Origin of the sequence: Mangrovimonas cancribranchiae, from assembly GCF_037126245.1 — a bacterium.
GTDB lineage: Bacteria > Bacteroidota > Bacteroidia > Flavobacteriales > Flavobacteriaceae > Mangrovimonas > Mangrovimonas cancribranchiae.
Genome location: NZ_CP136925.1, coordinates 2129119 through 2153763, shown reverse-complemented (window position 1 = coordinate 2153763; position 24645 = coordinate 2129119). Strand labels below are relative to the sequence as shown.

Here is a 24645-nt window from a genome sequence, read left to right as displayed (position 1 = left end):
TTAAATAGAATTTATTTTAATAGCTGCTTCAGGTTCTATTACTCTCAATGACATAGGTACCTGCCATTTTTTACTATGAATAGAACCTTCATAGGCATCTATATCAACATAGAGTTGTTCTTGACGTCTTTGTTGATTAGCTCTATTAGTAGCTCTAGTAAAGACTAAATCTGTTTGGTTGTCTAATTCATCTTCTAGGTTTTTCCATTCATTTAGAGCTTCAGAAAGCCATACTGTAATTTGGTTTAAATTTTCTTCTTTAAGCAGATTTTGAATTAGAGAGTCGAATGAATCCAATTTGGTTTTCTTTGATTCAAAATAGCTCATCAATTCATTTATAAGTTCTTTAATTTCATCATCCGTCAAATTATTGATGACATTAGCTGTATCTCTATTTGTAAACTCATTTCTAGTGTGCCGTATCATAGTTGCTAAGTATAAACCTAAATAGCGTTCAATCGCTTTTTTTGTAAAAGGTGTTATTGAAATAGGCTCTACGTAACTGTACATCTTTTCGTGAAACTCAATAAATTTTTCATAATGAGAAATATCTCTTGCCCTAAATGGGTGATGAACCGTGAGTACCAGTCCATAATCATTTCTTGCAACACGGCTACTAGCTTGTATATATTCTGCTGTATTTCTTGGCATCGAGTTCATTATAATGGTGTTAAACCTAGAAACATCAATTCCCACAGAAATCATATTAGTAGCTACTACAAATTCAGGAGGCACCTTACCACGAGAAATAGTTTTATTTTCTATGTGTGCAAATCTATTTTGTGGCTTCCACTCAGATTCAACATTCTTTAATTCATTCTTTACCTCTTCACCGGACAATCTACCGGTTAATTCAGCTTCTTGTATTGGCCCATAGGTATATAAAGCATGCATTAATTTTTGAGGTCTTAACAAACGATTAAACACCTTCCTAAATTCTTTTAAAATATAAGTTTGTACTTGAGATTGTGTTTTTCCCACCTCTTTTAAGCTATTGAAATATGATATGATTGTATGGTAATAATCCATCGCTTTAATAAATTCCTTATCGTACTCTTTAAAGTCAATCGGATGATGATTTCCAAGTTCTTTCAATTCAAAAATCACTCTATGTGTCATTAAAATTGCGGACAAACGCATTTGCATCCAAATTTGCGTTCTTCCAGTCGGTAGCACACCAACATATTTTCGTTTAGCAATATATTCGGGTTCTACATTTTCAATACTATTAAATTTTCTTTTGTAGAAAGCAAAAAAGGAATCATCACATTCAACACCAGGCTTTGGAAATAATTTAACTTCTCTTCCAAACAATGCAGCAATTTGAAGTTGTGTATTTCGTGTAGTTGCTGTTGAAGATATTATTTTAGGGCGAGTGCCATCACTCCTTGTGCATAATTGGTCTACAGCAGCTTCAAATAATGCCACTGCAGATCCTAGAGGACCTAAAAGAAGATGCAACTCATCTTGAATAATTAAATCTGGCGGCAAATAACCATCTTGCGGTTTTCCATTCTCCCAATTTCCTCTTCCAAATAATCTTCTGGAGTCTTTACTTCTCCCGTTATTATTGTCATCAACCTTATGAGCTAACTGTGCAAATTTATCGACTGTACCAAATAATAAACTTGGTGGGTGTTGATAAATGGTTTCGTCACATAGATTTATCGGGATAGCATTAGACATTGGTTTATTGCTGAAAGGGTCCTCTAATGCATAGCTGAATGAACATGTTTTACTTCCACAATAAAGATGTGCTTTACCATTATTAAATATGTCATTATTATCATTTACAATACCACCGGAAGGAATTGGTCTTAAATCTGATCCACACCAAGGACAATTAGAGAAGGGGATTTTATTATTTTTATTACCTTCTTTTAATTTTTGAAGTTGTTCTAATAGTCCTTTCATAGAGTTGGGTAATGAATTGTCCCCAACCCATAATCCGATAGAAATAGGTTCTAATCCTAATTGATTCTCATCCCATCTTCGTAATAGTTCCAATGCCATAATTACAAGTGTAGCTCTTTGAAACTGCTGCATTGTTAACAGTCGTAAAGTATATCTCATTATTGCAGCAACACCACCACCTTCTTCTTTGTATAGTTTTCGTCTATTAATAATCGTTAATGCAATGAGACCAAGATATGCTTCTGTTTTACCACCACCTGTTGGAAACCATACTAAATCTACCCACTCGTTTCTTGCAATCCATTGATTATCATTTTCTGCTTTGAAAATACCATCTAAATTTAGAAGAATAAATGCAAGCTGAAATGCTCTCCAACCAGCAGAATCTGTATTGGAAAATAATTTATCATCAGCTTCTTTGTAAAAGTCTAAATTGAATCCACAGAAACTGTTCTCTGCCATCAGATTTCCTATTTCACCGTTCTTCACTTTTTCTGAATGAAATAACTGCATAAACATCGCAGAATTCATCAAACGAAAAGAATTTAGATTTTCAACATTGTTTTCTCCTTTTAATAAACTCTCAATGTTTTTCTTCATTCGGTTATAATCCTCTTGACACTTATCCAGTTCTTGATTTGCAATGTCCTCAAATTCGCTTTGAAATTTCGGATCCATTCTTTTTTGTTGAATCCATTTACCATAGGAATCTACAAACTCTAATAATCCTGAAACAACCTCTTGATTTTCTGCATTAGAAAATGTTGAAAGCCATTTAAATTCTTGTGATTTAGAATTTTCTAAAAATGGAGGAGAAGTGAACTCTCCATTACCTTTCTCAATTGGCTCTTTGTTTTTATCTCTTGGTACAGGTTCTATATCGGGCGTCTCACAGGCAGGTAAATATTCTGTTTCAACACGAACTTTAGTATTCTGTTTTTCCCAATTTACCGAACAACCATGACCTATTGCATAATCCTCAAACTGGTGATATATAAACTTAGTAGTTGTATCCTCGTTAAATTGTCCATCCGCATCTTTTTTATATTTGTAGTTTGTATATGGAATGATATTTTCACTTTCAGAAATGATTTTTACACCAAAAAAAGCTTTGTTATTCACTTTTTCTGTGGCAACTGAGTAATACCTTTTACCTTCTGGATCTTCTTTGAAGGGGGTACTATCATTGATTAATTGAATTTTTACAAATACCTTATTGTTAGATTTTCTAGAATCTCTACTTAATTGAATATTTGCTGATAATGAAGCGTATTCTTCTTTATCTAATTGAATTTTAAACAAGTGCTCTAAACTATCTGATGTTGTGTTATCACTTCTTTTTATTTCAATATTTTCACTGTAGTCTTTTGATTTATAAGCTAAGTAAGTTTTTTTTGTAAAGTTAGTATCAAATTTAATATTCTCCATTCTCACCTCAGCATTTAAGTTTTCTGAAGCCCAAATTGTATTTCTGAATAAATTGAGAAGATCCTTAATATGGTTCTTAAAATTTTCAAGTAATTCTACTTTTTGAGAGGCTTCATAAAGTTTTTCTCTTGTTTCTCTCTTGTCTGTTTCGTTTTTTAACTCAGAAAATATTGTTTGTGTTAGGCTGCTTAAGTTGGAAGGTGTAAAATTCAAAGTTCTATTAATATAGGCTTTAACATCTTTTTCAAAGATTTCCTTTGCTTTATCCTGATCAATCGAACGTAATATTTGATTTATTTCTTTTGTGTCTTCATTAGATAGTTTATGGTTTGCTTTGATGCATTTATTTACACCATAATCTACAATCGTAATATATTTAGATAAATTATTATTGATTAGAAACTGATTAAACAAATCTGAATTTACTTCACATAAAACACCAACATTGAGTAATTGATCTTTTGCTAACTTTCTGTAATAGCGTGCACTAATATTGAAATTTATATTGCCTTCTTTCAAAAAATCTTCCTTCATGCAAAATGTGAGACCCATAGTTTGAGGGAATAATTGATTAAGTTCTATTGTATCAGGACTATCTATATTACCTAAATCATCTTTCAAATTATCAACATCATTCTCCTCTTCTTCATCGTCATTACCATTTGCATCATCATTTGAATCTGTTTGTGCTCCTATTTCTGCTGATTGACTCTCGTCTTTTGGGAATAAAATACCAGTACTATATAAAGCAGCTGGCATTGTGTTTAAGATTTCAAACTCATTATTTATTGGAAATTCAGTTTTAAAATCTTTTTCTGTATTGCAAGCAGCCTCTAGATTTACAAAACGATATCCACTAATTCCTGGACCTAGCGTCTGTTCTCTAATAAAACGCTCTAATTCTTCTCTTTTGTTGAATATCTTGCTCATTCTTCTCTTTTTTCTATGCTTTTAACTTCTTTAAAGGATAATTCGGGCTTAATTAAATCGATTAATGTGATTAATCCCGCTAATGGTTTTTCTTCATCAATTCCTAATTCATCAAAATTGTGATTATTTTGGTAGTAATTTATTTTATTTTTTAGAATTTGTTTAGGATTTGCTCCTTCATCAAAACAACCATCATTAAAAAGGTCTTTTAATAATTTACTATAAATACGAGTTGCATTTCGTCTTCCATTAATATTCCTATTTTTAATAGTGTAAATTATTCTTAAATATGTTGTTGGTAATCCTAAATAATTACAAAGCAACTTGAACGCTTTATTTCCTCTAGGAACTAAAGATTCTGACTCAGGATTTATCCAGGTGCTTTCAAAATGACCTTGGGAAACCATATCTAAATTATTTCTATTAAATATAGTTTTCAAATCGTTGTATAGAGTTTCTGGACTTGAGATGGCTGCTTTTCTTGACAACAATATTTTCCATAAACGACCAGCACTTTCTTCTCCAAAATTAAATTGATTTCGAATTATTTTTAAGTCATTTTCTTGTTGTTCTGTATCAATTAGCATTTCCACTGGATTAAATTCTTCGATTAATTCATCTAATTTTTGAACCAACATCCTATTTTCTTCCAGTTCTAAATTTTCATAAATCCATCTTATAGGTTGAATTCGCTTTTGTTTATTATCATCTTCATAATAAATATGTAAATCTGATGGGTTACAGGTATTATGTCTATTGTTATCAAAACTAATTTTATATGTAATTCTAGTTTCAGAACCAGAATAATCACTCTCTAAATCCCAGGAAATATCTATAGTTTTTTCAGGTTTTATATACTGTATTTTTTTATTAAGTTTATTCCAATTAAAATGATTTGCTCTTATGGGATGGTCTAGTATCTTATAATAATCTCTTAATAGATTGTATTTAGACCATTCGTGATTTTTCTTAAAGAATAAAGCAGGAAAGAAGGACTTTATTTTAGTGTATTTGGAAATTGTTATTTCATTTACATTTGGATAGAAATGATAGTTAAAATTCCCTTGGTCTCTATAGGAAAGAATAATGATTTCATTAGCAGGGTTTTCCTCTAAATTATCCCAACTTATAAATATTCTATTAGACCTTACATTGATTGATTTTTTAATTAAATCAAGTAAACCCTCATTTTTAAGAATGAAATCATCTAAAACTATTTTAGTGGCATCTACAATATTATTACTTATACTAGATTTCAAATCTGTATTAATTATTAAATCTAACACATTACTTAAAAGGTCTTTTAATTTTAGAATATCTTCATTTGGTAAATTAAAAATTTCTTGTTTTGTATCTTCCGTAACTAAGCTATGTTTTATATCTTTTGAAAAAATATGAGTTAGAATATATTCTTTTATTTTTTGATTGAAACAAAGCGAATAGACATTCATCATTTTAATAGAACGTAGTTCATACAATCCATTTATTTGTGTCTCAAGATAAAAATCTTCCCAAAAAGCTGAATTTGCAGGTTCTAAAAAATTAATTTCTGGTTTATTATCGTGTACTTGTCCTACTAAATATTCAAATTCTTCACTTGTTATTATATAGCTTGATTGATTAGGTATGTAGTATCTTTCTTTTAGTCTTTTTACTTTGGTTTTTATTGAATTTAAATTTTCTTTATTTGAGAAAGTTACAATTAGAAAAAAACTAAATTTTGTTCCGTGATGCTCATTTAGATTTGTTAGTTGTTGAAAATTGAACGGAGAAAATCGTTGCATACTATTCTCACAATCAAACAAAACAATATTTTTAATTAATTGGAGTAATGGAGTGTTGTCTATTCTTAATGTTCGAATATCATTAAATTCTTTTGTGTTGTACAACACAAAAGAATTTAAATCAGTTAAATTATCTTTCTCTGCAGGTAAATAAACGGGATTGTATTCATAAAACCTGCTAAGAGAATTCTGTTGATTTATCTTTAGATTTATTAAAGTTTCAGGTAATAAGGAGGCTGTTTTATTTAGTGATTTGAAATAATTAAGATGTTTTCTATCTATTTTTCTATTTTCAAATATTTGTCTAGTTAACTTTTTGTTATTCGTTGGTAAATGAAGATCTTTTTTTACTTCTTGATTTAAATCAGATATTTTATTTTTTAGAATCTCATTGACTACATCTCGTTTTTCACTTATATGTTGAAATTCAAAATAATAATGCCATAAAAACTCTACTATTAATGTTTTTTCTTCTTCATCAATTATTCTCTCAAAATGAATGTTTAAGGCGGTAAGTTCATTTTCATTATTTCTCGTATCCTTCAAAATACAATATATATATTGAAGTAACTTCCTGTAATTTTCTTTATTAACTGAATTTAATTTTTTAAAAACTACTTCAAAAAGATCTTGATTTTTTGAATCTAGAAATTTATTCAAATCTTCAGTTATATGTTTATTGAAAATTCCCATTACTTTACAATATTGATTTCAAGATTCAGGATAGCACGGGTTATCCCTACAAAAAGTTCATATTTATTAATTTCAGAAGGCTCTGAAACAACTAAGAATACGTTCTTTTTTTCAAGTCCTTTGTATTTCAAAATTGACGTGTATCGTAATTTATTAGTTGTCCCTCTCAAATTTTGTTCATTTAATTCCTCTACGTCTTTTATTATAAGTAACTCCCTTAAATCTTCATCTCCTTTGTAAGTTCCTTGTAGAAAAGTTGATTCAATTAATATTACACAGTCTTTACCTTTTAGAGAAGAATCCGTTTCTCGAATAGGAGTTAAAATATCTTTTACAATATGCTTTTTTACATTTTGTAGAGATTGATATTGGTTAATTTTAATGTTAGGAAATAATTCTTCAAACTCTTCATTAAGTATAATTGACGGGTTTTCTAGCACTTCAGATGAAAGTTTCCTTATATTTGGGTTCTGAGCACTTCTTTTTACTTCACTTATTTTAAAATGACTATAATATTCGGTAAGCAAATCTGCAATTTCAGTAACATTGCGACCAGTGCTTGTATAACTCTGGTCAATATCATAAAGGACGAGCGAATTACCATTCGTCAAACCCTGTCCATTAAACCCTGAAAACTTATTTATAAATAGATCCAATCCTCTGTCAAATAAATCTTGGGCTTCATCAATTATCATAAAATCATAAGGCGTTAGTTTGTCTTCCAATTCTAGTTTTTGAATTGTATTTTTAACTACTTCGTAAAATTCATCTTCTGTCATTGAAGCTAATTCTCTGTAAGAAAGCGAAGGGTTATGCTTTTTAAAAAATCTAAAAAATGTAGTCACTTCAATTTCGCAGGTAAGATTTCTTTCGGTTAAGATTGATTTTGTATATTGCATTAAAAAATTATTCCAACATAAGTAAATACCATTCTTATTATATTGCTTATCAATAAAAGCTTTAGCCAACGTTGTTTTTCCAGAACCAGGTGGTCCTTCAATCATTATTCTTGGGTTTTTATATAAACCTTCTAGGATTTCTATATTTTGTATACCCAACCATTCGAGTGTATTGATTGTGTTTAACTTGTTCCTATCACTTATGATAGGACTGAGTATATTTTTTATTGCTACATACTCTTTATGTGATAATTCGTTGTAGTTTCTAAAGTGCTTTTTGTGTTTGTTTTTTGAATATTTAATAGCATTTATGAGAAACTTTTCAATTGAATTATCAAAAGTTTGAGCAATATATTTTGACCAAAGTAAATTTGAATCAATCAATTTTGATTCAAAAGGGTAGTCAACGTGAGGAAAAACTACAACTTCACAAAAAAAGCAATTCTTAAAATTATTTAGGATATTGTCTTTCAAAGTGTATTTATAGCCTTCTGCTTGCTTGAAGGGGTTCTGTTTCATTGGGGTATTAAAGTTTCTTCCGTAGTAAAAAGTATTATTCTTACTAGAAATTGTCCCTCCTTTGACTTCCAATACTAAGATTCCATATTTACAAAGAATTAAAAAATCAATTTGAGCACTTGTTTTTTTATAATAATTAAAATTATCTGAATGCTCTGGTAATTTTAAATCGTGCCAAACATCCCACTCTAATTCACTTTCTCCTAATTCACGCCATAGTTTTCTATAAATATCAATTTCACCACGAAGAGGAGATCCATCTTCCTTAACAATTATGGTTTCCAAAGCATCAATAGGGTTGTTTGGGTGAAATGTAACAGGCATAATTAATTTTCGTTTGCAATGGTCGAAATTTTATTAATTGCATATAAAGCAAAAAGTTGCTTTACTGGGACCTTATCTTTATGTTTGAATATTTTATTTTTTGTTTGTTCAAGTACTTTGTCCTCTAAATCGAGTTCATTAAGCTTTTCTTGAACTGTGTCTACTAACTCGGTTGGTTCTGTTAACTTACTATTCGATTTTTGTTGTTCATATAGATTTTGAAGTTCATTAGCATTTCCAATTTTCTCAGAAAACCCATTGTTGATATATTTCAAAAAATCTTTTCCTTCTTTATATTCTTTAATTAATTCTTCAATATGTTTAAAGTAATTATCGTTAATTTTTTGAATTGGGAAACCTTTCCCTGTTCCATACTGAATTGAGGTATACCATTTACCTTCAGCTTTTTTAGTATTTTTCTCAATATCATAATTAGATAAAGTAACTGTTAGATTACCATCTTTTATGGCATGTCTTCTAAATCTAGAACCTGGATTTTTTTTGGGAGGATTATCAAATGATTTTAATTTAAAGGTATTCAGATTTAAGATCTCTTCAGTTTTTAAATTTAAATTCAATGATTTAGGAACAGGTAATTTGCATTCATCAAGAACGACCTTCGCAAAAGCTTTACTTACAGAAGAACAAACAGCATTACCCACCAAACGCCATTTATTATTTTCTTTTCCTATAAACTGATAGGTAATAGGAAAGCCCATTATTATAGCGGCTTCTCTTACTGTAGGTAACCGATACTCACCATCACCAATTCTTTCAATTTCTGATTTATATATTATGGACTCTCTTGAATTGGCTATTTTTGTTGCTGTTATAGTTCTACTTGGTTTATTTTCATTTTCAGGAAATGACATTTTTCCCATAAATGGATGATTTGTTTTCCAAAACTTCGAAAACTTCCATTCTACCTTATAAATTCCTGTATCATAAAAATGATCAGTTAATTGATTTTGAGCAATCTTAATATCATATTGTGGATCTGAAATTAATTTATTAGAAGGCTTCGAATATGGGTGAGGGAAAATCCTTTTCATATCTCCAATTGTCAAAAACTTCTTTTTTCCATCAATTCCCTCACTATTATGTGTAGAATTAGGTACAACCAATTTACCTTTTTTTACAATCTCTCCTGATATCAACCTTTTTCTAGCTTGAAATGAACCATATTCAGCAGAATTTATAACAGCGGTATTTTCGTATAAATCAATAGCGGTATTTAAAATACCAATTCGATGCTTTTTAGCCCATTCTTCTAACCCTAAATCTTTAAAAGTGTATGATGTTTGCAAGTATCTTCTAGAATTTACAACATTTTCCATAAACCAAGCTTTTAAGATTGATTTAGGTTGATGTTTTTTAACAGCAACAATTCTTAAAAATGCTTCTGTCAACTCAACTCCTAATGATTTATCTGCATTCCCAGATTTGTTAGAGCTAGAAAAACTAACACAAGGTGGTGATCCAATAATTATATCTGTATCAGGTAATTCTTCAATTTCTTTAATTGAGTTTTTAAAATCAAGAATATTTTTAGGTTTGCAATTAAGATTAAAATTGTGGTTAAAAGTATCAACAGCAGGCTTCCAATGGTCATATCCATATATAATTTCATATCCCATTTGTCTAAATCCTTCAGAAAATCCTCCCGCTCCGCAGAAGAAGTCAATTACTGTTAGTTTATTTTCCAATTTTTTATTCAAAATATTCTCTTTTTATGAGGTTTGGTAAAAATAGTTCTTTTGGTTTTATCAGCGTTGGCTTATGTGTCGGCAAAAACCAAATGTGCTATTTGTGCGATGGCTTTTTTGTATGAAACACAACGGTCTCGTATAACCGTCAGTTAGGGGTTAAAGTACGCAAATTTTTCGGTTTAGCACAGACGTTAGCAATTCCGAGTGGATTCGGACGTAGTCGAATCCGCCGTAATTGCGGTTATACATTGTTGTGCACTGGCTTTTATTTTTTTAGTTCGTTCCGATATAACTCCGCTAACGTTTTACGTTCAGTTTCATTTTTTAAAATATTCTGTAACCACATTTGAGGTTGGTCAGTCGCATTTCCATATTCTCGGTCTTTATATTCTTTAAATTCCGCAAATTCAAGCCAATTTATATTATGAATATGCTGAAGTGAATAAACAGCCATTTCTCCATTCGTTGCTCCAAAAAATGGGCAAGTATGGACTTTCGTTTTCGTTGTGTCAGAAAGTTTAGAGATAAGAAATTCAGTCAACTCCGTTTTATCATTTTCCGCAAACTTTTTCCATTCCGTTTCGCTAAAAACCATAGTAGGAATTTCTCTCTTTTTTTCTGTAACATATTGTGTTCCTCCTAAACAACCTCCTTTTTCAAAAACCATAAAATTCCACTGTTCCTCAATAGAGTCGGTTTGTTGTAATTCCATTTTAGGAATTTCTTCAATCAATTCAGCCGTCTCGTTTTTCAATTCAGATTTCGTTTCTGTTTGGTTTTTACAAGAAACTAAAGTTAAAATCAGAAGCAATATTTTTAATGGATTTCTCATTTTTCAGCTTGTGCACAACGGTCGTGGCTATGAGCAGTTGGGGATTTAACACCTAACTTTTCAGTTTAGCACTGACCTTTGTTTTATTTACGTTATTCTTAATTAAGCACCTAAACCCCAATTGCTTATAGCCGTTGTTGTATGCAGTGCTTTACTAATTTTCCAGCCAAGATAAACTAATAATTCTATCCGAAATTAGTTTGGATTTTATCAACTTATTTATTGAATGTTCAATATTTTTGAGAACTACAAATGAACCTTCGCTTGCCACTCTTTTTTTGTGCGATATTGAATGAGAATGTCTAATAATATTAAATAGATTCTCATCTCCATCTTGTAAACATTGTTCCATATCTTGAAAATTTGAAAGATTTATAATTGTCAAAGGCATTATCTTATGCTTATCACTTTCAATTTTGATATTCTCTTTTTTTAAAGATTTTTCAAATCTCTGTTTGAATGCAAAAGAAGCTAAACCAGAACTAAAAATTGGATCATTGAATATTAAAAGAGGAAATAGTTTCACTTTCCTATCAAAATCAAAAGCTTTGTCATTAATGTATTCTTTGTATTCGTGAAAAAGTTTTATTGTTTTTGATGCTAATTGGGTTAAGCCATAATCTTTATAGAATTTATCTAAATCAAGAGCATTGTAATCATCTATCGTTTTTACAGTTTTATATCCGTGAATTGTTGGTAGATAATTACTTTTAGCTTCGGCAAGGATAATATTACCTCTTTCTCGAATGTAATAATCTGCGTATTCGATTTCGTTACCACCATTAATTTTGAATTTCAAATCATCTGTAGTTCTAAATATAGTGCGCTTATTGTTGATAAATGAATTTTCTAATATTTCTTCAATAAATGGCTCGAAAAAAACAGAACCAATAAAATTTCCCCAATCAGTTCTATTGCATATTTTTTTTGGCTTTAAGTAGTCAAACCAGAAGTCGTTTATAAATAAGGCGTATGTTTTTTCAATAAGCAAGGTGTTGTCAAGAACTAAGTATGTGATAATTTCCTTTCCGTCTTTTCCAGCATTTTTATATAACGGACTTTTCTTAATATTCAGAAACTCAAATATCCGTAAATCTGTTTTATCTGGAAGTGGAATATTTTGCTTTTCACTTAATTTATCTAATATTTTGATAGCATCTTTTTCGGTCTTCTTGATATTAATGTAGCACAATTTTAATTTTTTATCATAGCTTTTGAAATACGAATACATTTGGTTTTTGAAAAAGTCAGATATGGTTTCCAGTCCAAATGTCTCATTCAAATATTTCCTCAAATGCTCTCCAAAAAATTCGTCATTGTCTATAGACTTAAATAAGCGCCAAGATTTGTAAAAAAGATTTATTGAATTTGATGTAGCGTAATGTTGATTGTGTGGTAATTCTTTGAACATAAAATATTCAAAGAAATTATCGCCTAATGTTTTACTATCATTTTCATTATATTCTTTGTCAAAGGATAGTATATTTTCGTTGGCAATCAATAAATATTTCAAAATCAATTCTCGATTTGCGATAGTGTATTCTGGTGTCTCTTCTGCGAAACCTTCGTGATTAATTATTTCTTGAAATGCATATAAACAGGTTACTCTCGAGAATAAATTATTATTTTTTGGTGTTTTGAGATACTTAAATATAAATTGAGTGCAATTAGATTGAGATGGATGATTTTGGTTATCAAGAAATAAGACCCTTAAACATTCCACTTGTGTTTCTCTTGAATCATCAAAATATGATTTCTCCATCGGTTTTAATCTTGAATTAATCGCCGATATTGTAGCGAGAACTTCTTCTTTTGGTAAAACTTTTAGGATTTCAATTGGTTTTTCGGGCGCATTTGAGGCGTAGAATTCTGAATACTTAATCAAATGTCCCATCATAGTTAAAGTGGTTTTCGCATTGCATACAACGGTCTCGTATAACCGTCAGTTACGGGATTAAAGTTAATAATTTTCGGTTTATCACAGACGTTAGCAATTCCGAGTGGATTCGGACGTAGTCGAATCCGCCGTAATTGCGGTTATACATTGTTGTGTGGCGTTTTTATTTTTATTTTCCATTCAGTTGTGTCTAATTCCATTAATTCTTTCCGACTCCAATTAGTAAATTCCTCACACTCAAATTCCAAGTTTTTACCATTCCATTTTTTAAATCGAATGTCGTCCATTTTAAAAGGACTTTCAATCTCAATCATTTCAGATAGCGAGTTGTTCATTTTTTCAATTTCGTAATAGTTATGAAAAATGAAAGTTCCGTCTGGTGAGACTTCTAAATCTTGATAATTCAACTGTCTTTCCGTTTCAATTAAATTCAAGTCAGAAGCGTTTAATCTGAAGATGTGGTCAGATGTCAAAACGATAATTTCATTCTGACTTTCTGAGTATTTTACTTCTTTTGGAAATCCACGAAATTGTCCGACAGTTTCAATCATATTTTCGTCCGTAAACTTTATCCAAGTCCACGATTGAGAATTCCAAGGACTTTCAATATCGTAAATCCTTTCTTTAAATTCTCTAGAATATGGTTGGTTAATTATTTCAGTTTTCAATTTCGTTCTGGGTTTTTTAAATGACACACAACGGTCTTGTATAACAATCAGTTGCGGATTGATTAAAAACTAAGATAGCTAAAATTACCGACTTTTATGCTTGCGCGGTTGTGTCCGCAGGACACAGAGCCGCAATTGTTGTTATACGTTGTTGGCAGTAGTTATTTTTTTTTAGGATTATTCTTTTCCCATTTTTTAATAGATTCTTTATTTCCATTTAGCCACTTGTTATAGAACTCTATAATTATCCCAGAAATGTTATCGTTGCCAAAGCCACTAATTCCAACTTTCCGGTCGTTAAAATACTTTTTAAGTCTTGAGCCCCCGTTGATTCCCCAATTATTTCTAATCCACATTCCTAAACCTCCCATATGCGAGTTATATTCCCAAAGGTTTTCGGATTCCATCAATTTCCTTTTGCTTTCAAAATTTAATATACTATCTAATTCAGTCATACACTCATATAGATTTTTTGGTATATAAATTCCATCAATAATTTCCAGAGTTAACCTTCGTTTATATTCTTCAATTCTTTTTTCTTTTTCATTGATTGTTACTTGTTCAGCAATTTTGTTATCGTAATTTCTATATCCTCCAAAAAAATTTTTTAAATAAATTTTATCTACTTCTTTTGGAATAAAATCTGTTTTAAATTGAGTTTCTTTTAAAAATGTTTTAATTTTTTGCTTGTCAAATATAGTGTCTGCATTTATCGAATCTAATTCAAACTTTCCAGTTTTATCAAGAAAACCTCGAATGTCAATTCTGTAAAGCTTGAATTTGTTAAAAGTAGAATCTTTTAATGGAATGAATTTCAATCCTGATATATCACTAATTTTTTTTGAAAGTTTTTCATTTGTTAGTTTAGTTTCTAAATCTATTATATATTTAAATGGATACTCATAATAATTTATTTTGCTATTTGTTGTTATGTAGTTTTTAATGTTTGGAAAAATGGAATCAAAGTTTAAGTTGTTCTTTAGAAATTTTTCATTGTTTAAGTCATAAATAGTTGTTTTTTTTCTAGAATCAGTAACATAGATGGAATCATTTTTATTAAATATATATTTGTCATATAAAAATTTATCTTCTTCGCTTGCGTTTTCTTTAAAGGATTTTACTAGGTAACTACTTTTTTTGTAATTTATTACTTCGTATTTGTTTTGGTAGAAAAGTTCGCAATTTTCTACACTTTTATTACATTTTATAAATTCTTCAGAAGTATAACTTTTGTCTAATGTCCCATTTTTATAAATTACTACGTTGTTGTTTTCTTTACCTTTATAATATCTGTTATTTATTAAATGCATAATTTTTTTACCATCATTACTTACAATAGTGTGAAAAGGATAATCTGCATACAAATCAAAAGACCTATCAATCTTATATATTGTATCTGGTCTTTTGTAAATGTCATATTTGATAATAAACGATTCACCTATTGTATTTGGGAAATCATCATCATATGAATAAGAAATTAATTTATATCTCCCATTTGATGAAAATGTTTCTGAAATTGTAGCCATTCCAGAGGAAATTTGACCATATAAATTTGAAAATATTATTTGTGTTAATATAAACAGCAATAGTTTTTTCATTAATATGAGTTTAGTTGGTTAAATCTAAATAAGCTTTAAAAAAAGAAAAATTAGAATTATTGAAGTGTTCATTTTTATTAGTCAATTTCTAATTATATTTTACGTTTTACTTTAATTACTGGCAACGGTTTCGTATAACCGTCAGTAACGGAAAAATGCGCGAGTATTTTCCGCTGACGCACTAAAGATAGCAAAACGTGTTGAATTTCCGATTAGGAAATTCAGCCGTTATTGCGCTTACACGGTGTTGCCCACTGGTTTTTTTATTCATAAATCATTTTCCGAACAGTTTTTTCTGTCCGTTTTATGTATTCCGTTCCGTAGTTTTCCAATTCAGGTTTTGAGTCGGAAATCAGTTTTGAGTTTTTGAAATAATATTTTTTCTCAATCGGTTTATTTTTTCTTTTTCCACGATAAAAATCCACGTTTAGTTTGGCAAAAATCAGTTCTCCATTTTGATAGTAAAATTCAAATTTTTGATACGTTTTGTAGCCAGCTTCATTATATTTAATTCGGAGTGGAGGATTGTCGTTTTGCTGTTGGTATAAATAATAGGCTTCCCAACCTCCATTTTTTCTAAAAATGCTTTTATAAACAATTGGTCCTTCTGCAATTCCTTCAGAATAGTTTTTTTCAGTTCTGTTGGTCAATTCAACAATTGAGTCAATTTTATTCAGTTCGTTTTTCAATTCAGATTTAGGATTCTGCCCATATATCAAAATTGGTAGGAATAGAAGTCCGATTAAATATGTAATTTTCGTTTTTTTCAACTTGTGGGCAACGGTCTCGGCTATGATTTCGTTGCGGAAAAATCCGCAGGATTCTTTCCGCCGTAGCCGAAAGATAGTAAATAAGCGTTGAATTCCGATTAGGAATTCAACCGCAATGAATTATAGCCATTGTTAGGTATAGTTGTTTTTTATTCAGAACAATATACATATCCAACTTGTCCTCCTAAATACCCTTGTTCGTTCGTTGATAGTCCAAGAAAATATTCAGCACTTAATCTTTCAGAAATTTTGTCAATTGTACATTCGCACAATTTTTCGCTATTTGGCCTTTTTGAGAGAGCATAATTACAAATGTCTAAAAATTGCTTTTTTTCACTTTCAGTCCAAGGAATATCATTTTGACTTTTTATATAAATATCCCATAATTTAAAAGCATCTGGTCGCCCTTTGCTTTCAGCTTTCAATTTACTCGCAACAGTTGAGTATTCCAAAAATGATGGACATAGTTCGTGAAGCTTTCTTGAAATATTTTCTTCTTTTTCAGAATCGTAATTCACAAGTTTAATTTGAACGGTTTTTATGTAAATCATTCGGTTACTTTGATAACTGTTGTTTTTAGAATATTGTTTTGAGAATTCATCGCATAATTCTAAAGCAATTTCCTTGTCAGTTTTTGTGTCTTTTTGTTGAGCACAGCTCAAGCTTGTTATTAAAAGAAAAAATATTAATGTGTGTTTCATATCAATTATACCTAACGGTCTAGTATAACCGTCAGTTACGGGATTAAAGTTAATGATTTTCGGTTAAGCACTGACGTTAGCAATTCCGAGTGGATTCGGACGTAGTCGAATCCGCCGTAATTGCGGTTATACATTGTTGTAAGCAGTTTATTTTACTATAAAAATGTCACTAACTAATGTGTCATTCGTTATTCCGATTTCAGACTCATAACTAAATGAGATTTTTAAATTTCCAATCTTTTCTTTATCATTTTCCTCAAAATAAGCGGTTCGAAAGCCACTAAAAATTAAATGCCTTTTTAGTTCAAGTTTTACTTCTGAATTTTGATTAATTGAATCAATAATTGGATTATTTAAATTTACTTCTATTAATTCCAGTTTCGGTTCAAATTCATTTCTGTCTCCTAAATGAAAATAATATTTATCGTTAAAAGTATATTCCACCAATTTAAAATTTCGGTTTAATTGAATTTTCGAGCCCTGATATTTAAAATTTACTGAAATTGTATCTAAATTTCTTGCACTTTCATTAATAGCTTTAAGCTTATAATTCTCAATAGCAATATATGGTTTTTGATAAACTGTTTTTTTGTTTTCTGTTTGAAAAATCTCTTTTGGATTAGGTATAATATTTAAAATCATTCCACCAACAACTGTTATAATTATTCCAATTACAATTTCCTTTATATGATAATTCTTTTTTTCTTTTTTCTTTTCTGGTGGATTATTTATTTCGTTCAAATGTTCAATTCCTTTAATGCTGATTGTATATTTTATATCTCTTGTTGGTAAAACACCGAAAGCAGGTGTTCCTGGTTCGTCAATAATATTTATCCATTCCAAACGAGACATTTCTTCTAGCACTTCTCTAAACGAATCCAAACCATTTGCATAACCAGTTTCAAAAAAGAATTCATCCATTCGCACAGGTTTTTCTTTCTTGCTTAATTCGGTAAGCAAGTAAATCATTACGTCTTTTCTATTCGATACTTTGTCTTTTTCCAAGGTTTTTGTCAAATTGCTTACAACGGTCTTTGTGTATGGCTCGTTGCGGAAAATCAGCTATGATTTTCCGCCGTAACCGAAAGATAGCAAATTGCAATGAATTCCGATTAGGAATTCAGCCGCAATGAGCTATACACGTTGTTACCTGTAGTTTTTATTTCGCTATTTTCTTTAATAATTCCGCTGTTTTAGGTTCAATATTTCCATTGTATTTCAAGTCAGTTGCTTTTTTATCAGTTAACATTTGGTAAAAAATACAAGCGTTTAAAAAAGCTCCATTTTTATTTGGATGAATGTAATCTTCATAAAGTTCAATTTCTGGAAGAGAAGTTCTGATTTCATAGAATTTACTTCCATTGTCAGATTTTATAATTTTATTTGATTCTGAAACTAATTTATATGATTCATTGATTGCATTAATTTCTTGTTTCAAATTTTCCATAACTGGTGAGCAATAATCAATATCTTTAATTGATTTATCAATTGAATGACCCGAATAGCAATATTTTTTTGGATATTCTCTTTTAGATGGCCAAGTATTAAATAGTATAAATTTACAGTCTTTATTCGCAGCCAATTTTTTAATTCTCGATATAGCTTTATTAACTTTAAATTCTCGATTTTCTGGAATTAAAACACTTACAGTTCCAGTTTGTAAAATTATTATGTCCCAATCTCTTTCCGCTATCTTTTTTTCGGTAAGAGTTATAATTCTGTTTTCAGGTGTCGATTCAGTTTGGCGAGATAAATGCTGTGACAAAGAATAACCTGGATAAGTACTTTGGTCAATCGTAATATTTGTATTTGTTTCATTCAGCATCATTTGAAGAGTTTGAGGCATATCGTGATAATAGGTCAAACTGTTTCCAATAAAGAGCACATTTAATTCTTTTGGAAGTTCTGTTTTAAGAGATTTGCAACTCGTAATTGTAATAGCTAATGTGATTAGCACAAAGTTTCTCATAAATTACAGGTAACGGTCTCGGCTATGAGTAGTTGCGTGGGTTAGCACTAAACTTTGCAAGTACAAACCAAGCTGAAAATCCGCGAGGATTTTCAGAAGTAGGCGAGAACAAGCAATTACTTATAGCCATTGTTGTGTTTAGTTTTTTATAGTGTCCAGTTCAATTTTATATTTTTCTAATCGTTCTTTCATTTCATTCCGCAATTTTTGGTCTTTCGGAACGTATGTTGTATCGATTTTTCCGTTTTCATCAGTCTTTATTTCTCTAACGTATTCCAAGTCAAAATTCATTCGGCTATGTTCAGGATTTTTATCAGAGAATTCCACTTTGTAAAAATTCCCATTTTCTACATTTTTGGAATTATATGCAGTCGAAGTTCCAGTATATTTTTTTCCGTTGTAATAGAATTCATATTTGTAATTCCGCTTGCTGTATTGCTTGTAAATCGGTCTTGCTCCATAAACCATTCCGTAAGTCTCTTTTTGATTCCGATTTATATCTTCCTTACTTTCCATCGCAAGAATAAATCCCCAAATCAAAAATGGAATTCCCGCAATCCAATAATATTGAGAAATGAACTCTTTAATTTTTATGTAATTCTCGTTTAAATTCAATTCTTATTTTTCGGTTTTCGGTTTGCTGGGAAATTAAACACAACGGTCTTGGCTATGATTTCGTTACGGAAAAATGGGCGACCATTTTTCCGACGTTGACCGAAAGATAGCAAAAATGAATGGAATTTCCGCGAGGAAATTCCGCCGTAATGAATTATAGCCGTTGTTAGCTTTTAGTGCTTTTATAATTCATTCCGTTTTTTGTTTTTTCGGTCAGCTTTTTATTCAGGTTTCTTTAATTTCCGTTTTTAGTTCATTCCGCAAACTTGCTCAAATTCCGACCGTTTTTTAATTCAGGTTTGAGTGCGCAATTCCGCTGTTGTATTTCATTCCACATTTGAGTGATAATTCCGAAATTTTTTGAAATTCCGCACACAGTTTTTCTGATTTATCTACCTTAAAATTCTAAAAAAAATCGAAAAATAAATCAAGCTTTTTTCAAACCGCAAACTTGCTCCAGCATTAAAGCTAACGGTCTCGGCTATGATTTCGTTGCGGAAAAATCCGCAGGATTCTTTCCGCCGTAGCCGAAAGATAATAAATAAGCGTTGAATTCCGATTAGGAATTCAACCGCAATGAATTATAGCCATTGTTGTAACCAGTTTTTTAATATCCGATTATTGATAAAGCTGGTTCCGATTTATGACATTCTACATTCCGTTTTTCAGGCATAAAATCAGTCGCAAACTCTATACTTATTCCATTATTTTTATAAGATTCAAATCTTAAGTTTTCTCCAGTTTTATTTTCTCCGTAGAGATGCCATTCAAATAAAATTTTGTCAGCTTTTTTAATCTGCAATTCTTTTTGTCCAATTTCCAAGCCGGATGGATTCCACATTGTAATTTTCTCTCCATCATCTAAAGTCAAAATCAGAATATTATTGGTTTTGTCAAATTCGACATTTTTAATTTCGTGGTAATTGTCCATTGGCTTTCCAAACCAATTTCCCCAAAAGCGTAAAGTTCCGCCATTGATTTCTACTTTTCCGAACTCCTTTTCAAGAATGTCTAATGGAATTTTTACTGATTGGAAATTTGTAGTTTTATTTTCCACTTTGGTAGCAAAAAAAGCAATTAGCCCTAATAGTATAATTCCGATGATTATTATGGTCATTAAGTTCATTACTTAAATTGGTTACAACGGTTTTGTGTATGGCTCGTTGCGGTAAATCCGCGAGGATTTTCCGCCGTGAACCAAAGATAGCAAATTGCAATGAATTCCGATTAGGAATTCAGCCGCAATGAGCTATACACGTTGTTGGCTGTAGTATTTTTTATTTCCAATTTTGATTAAATCTTAATTCGTAAAACAATTCATAAACCCTTTTGAGTCCATAGGTTCCAATTAATCCGTCGTCTCTTATATTTTTTACTTTTCCGTTGTTGTAAGTGATTTTTAAAGCAACAGAACTCGAATGCATTGCACCAGAAGAATATATGTTTTCAAGATTAGGAAAGTCTAAATAATTGATAATTCCATAGATTTCCTTAAAATGTTTATCTAAAATTTGAGTTTTATATTTGCCCTCAATATCATTTGGTTCTAAATCTTCTGAAAAATCTTTGTCAAACCAATTGTAGTTTATTGCATTAAATTTTCCATTTTTATTTTTATCTATTGAAATAATAAATTCTGGACAGCCAGCTACACAACCTTGGGCAATAAATTCTATATTCTCAATATCGTATTTATTCTCTTGTTCGTTTCGCTCAATAAAAGTTCCATATTTATAAACTATAGAAATAGTTCTGCTAAATTTTTTTAATTCTCCATTTTCGATTTTGTAGTCAAGTGGTTTATGTAATTCAATATAAGAGCCATTTTTAGTTTCAATAATTTTGGGAACTAATGATAAGGATTTGGTGATGAAGTTTAAATCTATTGGATTAATGGAATCATTTCCGAAATTCATAAGAGAATGGACGCCAAAATCGCAAGAAATGTATTTGCCATCCTCACATCCAGCCATTGCCATACAATTGTGTCCATCTCCAATTATCAATAAATCGGTGAAACCATTGTTATCAAAATCTGACTTATAATAACTTTTGTCTATCTTTAAGGAATCAGCAACTTTTTTAGTTAAAGTGTCTTCATCAAATCTACAATCTCGTTTAAATTCCCTTATTTTTTTAAGTTCAAACTCCTCAAATTGCCTATAAATTCTTACTGAATCTTCCGATATTTTTTGCTCATAAAAAGGATGCCTTAATTTATTGACAAATGTTTGAACTTCTTTTTCAGAATTTAAACTGTCAATTTTTGTTGATATAAATTCAGCTTTTATAAATTCAGATTCAAGATGTTTTTCGTTTTCCTTTTTTTGGCAATTCACTAACATCAAAAAAAGAAAAAAACTTGTTAAATATCTCATAGTTTGAGGTTAGGTTATATTACAGCCAACGGTTTTGGCTATGGTTTCGTTACGGAATGGTACGCGAGTATCATTCCGACGTAACCATAAATTTAGCAAAAAGGCTTGAAATTCCGATTAGGAATTTCAGCCGTAATGAACTATAGCCGTTGTTGTACGCAGGTTTTTATTTTTTCGATTCTCTATATTTGTATTTCCCATCTTTAAAAACTAAAAAGTGAGACATACTCAAAACATCTCTATTCCCTTTAATTTCTGTAATTAAATACCATTTTTCGTTTTCAGAGGTTGTCAGTGGATTATTCCAATCAACTTCAATGAAATCTGGTTGTAGTTTTTGAACTTCGGTTAAATTTAGTTCAGCCTCAATATTGTCAGCCCATTCGATTGTGTCATTGTAGTAATCTTTACAACTGATAACAACTAAAAACAATAATAAAAAGATAAAATTCTTAAGCATACTAAATTTCATTCCAATCTATTATTTTTTATGAGCGAGTCCATTTCCGCTCGATATTTTTCTCTCCAGTCTTTTCCGTTTCTTTTATTCAGATACTTTTCAATTTCAGCGTTGTAAGCGTCAATTCCGCGTAATTGAGGTCCAGTAACAGTACAACCAACATTCGATTCGTGAAATCCATATTTTTCCTTTAGTCCAATGCAAGGAACTCCACAAGGCAATGGTTTTCCAACTGTCACGATTCTTGCTGAATTCCGCCAACTGTCAATCTTTCCAGTCAAATAATTGAATCGGTTAAAAAGTCCGAATTGCCAGAATAAAATTCCAACAATTAAGATTCCAATTCCGATAGTTATTTTCTTTTTACGTTTCATTGGTCAACTTGCGTACAACGGTTTGAATATGGCTTGTGGTGGTTTTGAAGCACTTTCCTGTCCACCGAAACCAAAGTTGGCTATGGAACAAAAGCCTTGCAGGCAGGCGTTCACCCGCCATAAGGTATATGCGTTGTTGGCATACGTTATTTGTTTTCATTCAACCAGTTTTCATAGTTCTTTAGTAGGAAATTAGTGCCTTCATTTATATATTCTTCTGTAAATAATGTAAAATGGTCTCCTGCATAATATTCAAATTCCATATTAGCATCTATACTTTTCATTTCTTTATCTAACAACTTGACTGCGTGGTGTAAATGAAAATTATCACTTGTACCTACTGAAATTCTGATTTTTCCATCAAGATTTTCCTTTAAATTACTCCAATTATCTCTTAAAATAATTGAAAGGTCATATCTCTTCCAAAGAGGAATAGCATTCTTGTTTATTTCTCCGCTTGGAATATTTACCAATCTGATTCTATCTCCATTATTATCAAATCCTCCAAAAACAGCATCGAAAGAACGTAGTTGAGAACCTCGATAAATCACATTTTCTGTCCTATAAAAGTCTTTTGCACTTATTACTGGAAATCTGCCTGCTATAGTAACATCAGCTAATAAATTACCCTTTTCATCATAAAACATATTATTTGTTTCATAAATGTTTTTGTTTTGATAGTTTCTAAAATCTACTTGATCGGGAGCACTTGCCCAGGCTCCAGCAAAGGTTTTTGGGTAATTAATTTGTAACCAAAGGGAAGCCCATCCTCCGCTACTATGACCGTGTAGTAAAAAAGCTCCGTTAGTTCTATATTTTTGCTTTAGTAAAGGGATAAACTCCTTTACAAGAGCATCTCCCCAAGGACCGTTAACATCGCTATTAGCATAGGTAGAATGACCCTCTGGACAATTACCATCTAAATAAACCACTATTATAGGTTGCTCTCCTAATTTTTCTAAAAAAGTATGTCGACCTGAATGTAATTTGTAATTTGCTCCGAAACCAAAAATTGAAAATATGACTGGATATTCTTTATCAGATTCCTCGTAGTATTCTTTTGGTAAGCTAACTGCTGCATTAACAAAAATGTCTTTTTTATGAAACTGACTTAAAAGATTTGATCTAACACTTAATTCTTTTAGAAATTCAGTTTCATTAAAATTAATTGGTTGAATAACCTTATCTGCCTTTAACCTGAAGACCTTTTCAAAATCTTTGGTCAAATCAATTTTAATTGGTTCAGAATATAAATTTCCAGGGCTTGTGCCAATATTCGCATCTCCTAAATTCAAATCGAATACGGCCTGCGCATAGTATTCTCCTCGCTCAATATTTGACAATTCAACAGGATATGAGACAGCACTATCATCAAAAATGACACTTTCATTTGATTTAATATTCTTAACATTAACTCTGTATACTGGTGTCAATTCAAGTCCGACAAAAATATCTTTTGGTGATTTATTTTCCTTTGAAAGGTAGAGTAGAACATTACCTGAAAAATCTCCTTGTTCTAAACTTGAATCAAAACTAACTTCAAATATTTGAGCTTTTGCTTGTAATCCAATTATTATGAAGATGATACTTAAAATGTGAATTTTTCTCATATGAGTATTTTTAATGTATGCCAACGGTCTCGTATAACCGTCAGTTACGGGTTAAAGTACACAAATTTTTCGGTTTAGCACAGACGTTAGCAATTCCGAGTGGATTCGGACGTAGTCGAATCCGCCGTAATTGCGGTTATACATTGTTGTGTGTAGTTTTTATTCAGTTTCATATTCCGTTTTGTGGAATTCCAATAGTTTATCCGTGAATATATTTATTTCTTTTTTCTCTTTTAGTTTAAAATCCGCAAACATAATCAGTCCGAAAACAACAAATACAATCGGTAAAATCCAAATTCCTTTAATCAGCGAAATTATTGAAATCAAAATTCCGAGTCCGAGTAAAACTTTCGCTAAAATATTCATTGGTGACTTAAAGTCAAATTTCAAATCGTAATTACCTGTTTCATTCACAATTCCGATTAGTCTGTGATTGTTCGGGAAACGATTCCGCATTAATTCAAACTTTTCAGTTCCGATATATCCATTATAGAATCCGTTCACAATTAACTTGTTCAGAATTCTTAAGTTTTTATCACTTTTGGTTATCGTTTGTCTCATTTCTCAAATTAC

19 protein-coding genes are annotated in these 24645 nt (G+C 30.5%); all 19 read right to left on the bottom strand.

From position 1 onward, the window contains the following. Complete coding sequence (locus R3L15_RS09965; RefSeq protein WP_338731457.1) at positions 1-4272, bottom strand: helicase-related protein; 4272 nt, start codon at positions 4270-4272, stop codon at positions 1-3. Further along, positions 4269-6749 carry a hypothetical protein gene (locus R3L15_RS09960; RefSeq protein ID WP_338731455.1) on the bottom strand — a complete coding sequence of 827 codons (2481 nt, stop codon included), beginning with the start codon at positions 6747-6749 and terminating at the stop codon, positions 4269-4271. Before R3L15_RS09960 ends, R3L15_RS09965 begins: the two co-directional genes overlap by 4 nt. Beyond that, positions 6749-8491, bottom strand: coding sequence for an NERD domain-containing protein (locus tag R3L15_RS09955; protein WP_338731454.1), 1743 nt, complete (start codon positions 8489-8491; stop codon positions 6749-6751). The genes R3L15_RS09960 and R3L15_RS09955 overlap by 1 nt, the downstream gene beginning before the upstream one ends. Before the next feature lie 2 nt (positions 8492-8493). Further along, entirely contained in the window at positions 8494-10197 is a 1704-nt protein-coding gene (gene dcm, locus R3L15_RS09950) for a DNA (cytosine-5-)-methyltransferase (protein ID WP_338731453.1), read from the bottom strand. A 268-nt stretch (positions 10198-10465) separates the two neighbouring features. Further along, on the bottom strand, positions 10466-11032 hold the full coding sequence (locus R3L15_RS09945; RefSeq protein ID WP_338731451.1) for a hypothetical protein: 567 nt from the start codon (positions 11030-11032) through the stop codon (positions 10466-10468). Between the two features lie 154 nt (positions 11033-11186). Beyond that, positions 11187-12929 (bottom strand): hypothetical protein, encoded by a 1743-nt coding sequence (locus tag R3L15_RS09940; RefSeq protein WP_338731367.1) that lies wholly within the window; start codon positions 12927-12929, stop codon positions 11187-11189. 140 nt (positions 12930-13069) lie between these two features. After that, entirely contained in the window at positions 13070-13597 is a 528-nt protein-coding gene (locus R3L15_RS09935) for a hypothetical protein (protein WP_338731449.1), read from the bottom strand. A 161-nt stretch (positions 13598-13758) separates the two neighbouring features. Then, on the bottom strand, positions 13759-15195 hold the full coding sequence (locus R3L15_RS09930) for a DUF6794 domain-containing protein (protein WP_338731448.1): 1437 nt from the start codon (positions 15193-15195) through the stop codon (positions 13759-13761). A 263-nt stretch (positions 15196-15458) separates the two neighbouring features. Then, positions 15459-15884 carry a hypothetical protein gene (locus tag R3L15_RS09925; RefSeq protein ID WP_338731447.1) on the bottom strand — a complete coding sequence of 142 codons (426 nt, stop codon included), beginning with the start codon at positions 15882-15884 and terminating at the stop codon, positions 15459-15461. 230 nt (positions 15885-16114) lie between these two features. Further along, the gene (locus R3L15_RS09920) at positions 16115-16666 is read right to left on the bottom strand and encodes a hypothetical protein (RefSeq protein WP_338731445.1); all 552 of its coding nucleotides are present in this window, start codon (positions 16664-16666) and stop codon (positions 16115-16117) included. A gap of 147 nt (positions 16667-16813) precedes the next feature. Further along, on the bottom strand, positions 16814-17671 hold the full coding sequence (locus tag R3L15_RS09915) for a hypothetical protein (protein WP_338731444.1): 858 nt from the start codon (positions 17669-17671) through the stop codon (positions 16814-16816). Between the two features lie 154 nt (positions 17672-17825). Then, positions 17826-18635: a DUF4886 domain-containing protein gene (locus R3L15_RS09910; RefSeq protein ID WP_338731442.1), complete on the bottom strand. Its 810-nt coding sequence runs from the start codon at positions 18633-18635 to the stop codon at positions 17826-17828. A gap of 138 nt (positions 18636-18773) precedes the next feature. Beyond that, entirely contained in the window at positions 18774-19250 is a 477-nt protein-coding gene (locus tag R3L15_RS09905; RefSeq protein ID WP_338731441.1) for a hypothetical protein, read from the bottom strand. Between the two features lie 607 nt (positions 19251-19857). Then, complete coding sequence (locus R3L15_RS09900; RefSeq protein WP_338731440.1) at positions 19858-20376, bottom strand: hypothetical protein; 519 nt, start codon at positions 20374-20376, stop codon at positions 19858-19860. Between the two features lie 151 nt (positions 20377-20527). Continuing rightward, positions 20528-21628, bottom strand: coding sequence for a DUF6438 domain-containing protein (locus R3L15_RS09895; protein WP_338731439.1), 1101 nt, complete (start codon positions 21626-21628; stop codon positions 20528-20530). Between the two features lie 166 nt (positions 21629-21794). Then, a complete protein-coding gene (locus tag R3L15_RS09890; RefSeq protein WP_338731364.1) occupies positions 21795-22100 on the bottom strand; it encodes a hypothetical protein in 306 nt (101 codons plus the stop codon). Next, positions 22097-22462, bottom strand: coding sequence for a hypothetical protein (locus tag R3L15_RS09885; RefSeq protein WP_338731363.1), 366 nt, complete (start codon positions 22460-22462; stop codon positions 22097-22099). The genes R3L15_RS09890 and R3L15_RS09885 overlap by 4 nt, the downstream gene beginning before the upstream one ends. Positions 22463-22608: 146 nt before the next feature. Next, a complete protein-coding gene (locus R3L15_RS09880; RefSeq protein WP_338731437.1) occupies positions 22609-24072 on the bottom strand; it encodes an alpha/beta hydrolase-fold protein in 1464 nt (487 codons plus the stop codon). A 159-nt stretch (positions 24073-24231) separates the two neighbouring features. Beyond that, positions 24232-24576: a hypothetical protein gene (locus R3L15_RS09875; protein WP_338731435.1), complete on the bottom strand. Its 345-nt coding sequence runs from the start codon at positions 24574-24576 to the stop codon at positions 24232-24234. Positions 24577-24645 lie beyond the last annotated feature (69 nt).

Excerpts from the sequence above, each read along its gene's own strand:
- R3L15_RS09945 (WP_338731451.1), bottom strand. The coding sequence starts at position 11,032 with ATGAGAAATCCATTAAAAATATTGCTTCTGATTTTAACTTTAGTTTCT.
- R3L15_RS09890 (WP_338731364.1), bottom strand. The coding sequence starts at position 22,100 with ATGAAATTTAGTATGCTTAAGAATTTTATCTTTTTATTATTGTTTTTA.
- R3L15_RS09940 (WP_338731367.1), bottom strand. The coding sequence starts at position 12,929 with ATGATGGGACATTTGATTAAGTATTCAGAATTCTACGCCTCAAATGCG.
- R3L15_RS09965 (WP_338731457.1), bottom strand. The coding sequence starts at position 4,272 with ATGAGCAAGATATTCAACAAAAGAGAAGAATTAGAGCGTTTTATTAGA.
- R3L15_RS09900 (WP_338731440.1), bottom strand. The coding sequence starts at position 20,376 with ATGAACTTAATGACCATAATAATCATCGGAATTATACTATTAGGGCTA.
- R3L15_RS09910 (WP_338731442.1), bottom strand. The coding sequence starts at position 18,635 with ATGAGAAACTTTGTGCTAATCACATTAGCTATTACAATTACGAGTTGC.
- R3L15_RS09885 (WP_338731363.1), bottom strand. The coding sequence starts at position 22,462 with ATGAAACGTAAAAAGAAAATAACTATCGGAATTGGAATCTTAATTGTT.
- R3L15_RS09955 (WP_338731454.1), bottom strand. The coding sequence starts at position 8,491 with ATGCCTGTTACATTTCACCCAAACAACCCTATTGATGCTTTGGAAACC.
- R3L15_RS09895 (WP_338731439.1), bottom strand. The coding sequence starts at position 21,628 with ATGAGATATTTAACAAGTTTTTTTCTTTTTTTGATGTTAGTGAATTGC.
- R3L15_RS09960 (WP_338731455.1), bottom strand. The coding sequence starts at position 6,749 with ATGGGAATTTTCAATAAACATATAACTGAAGATTTGAATAAATTTCTA.
- R3L15_RS09880 (WP_338731437.1), bottom strand. The coding sequence starts at position 24,072 with ATGAGAAAAATTCACATTTTAAGTATCATCTTCATAATAATTGGATTA.
- R3L15_RS09920 (WP_338731445.1), bottom strand. The coding sequence starts at position 16,666 with ATGAAACACACATTAATATTTTTTCTTTTAATAACAAGCTTGAGCTGT.
- R3L15_RS09930 (WP_338731448.1), bottom strand. The coding sequence starts at position 15,195 with ATGAAAAAACTATTGCTGTTTATATTAACACAAATAATATTTTCAAAT.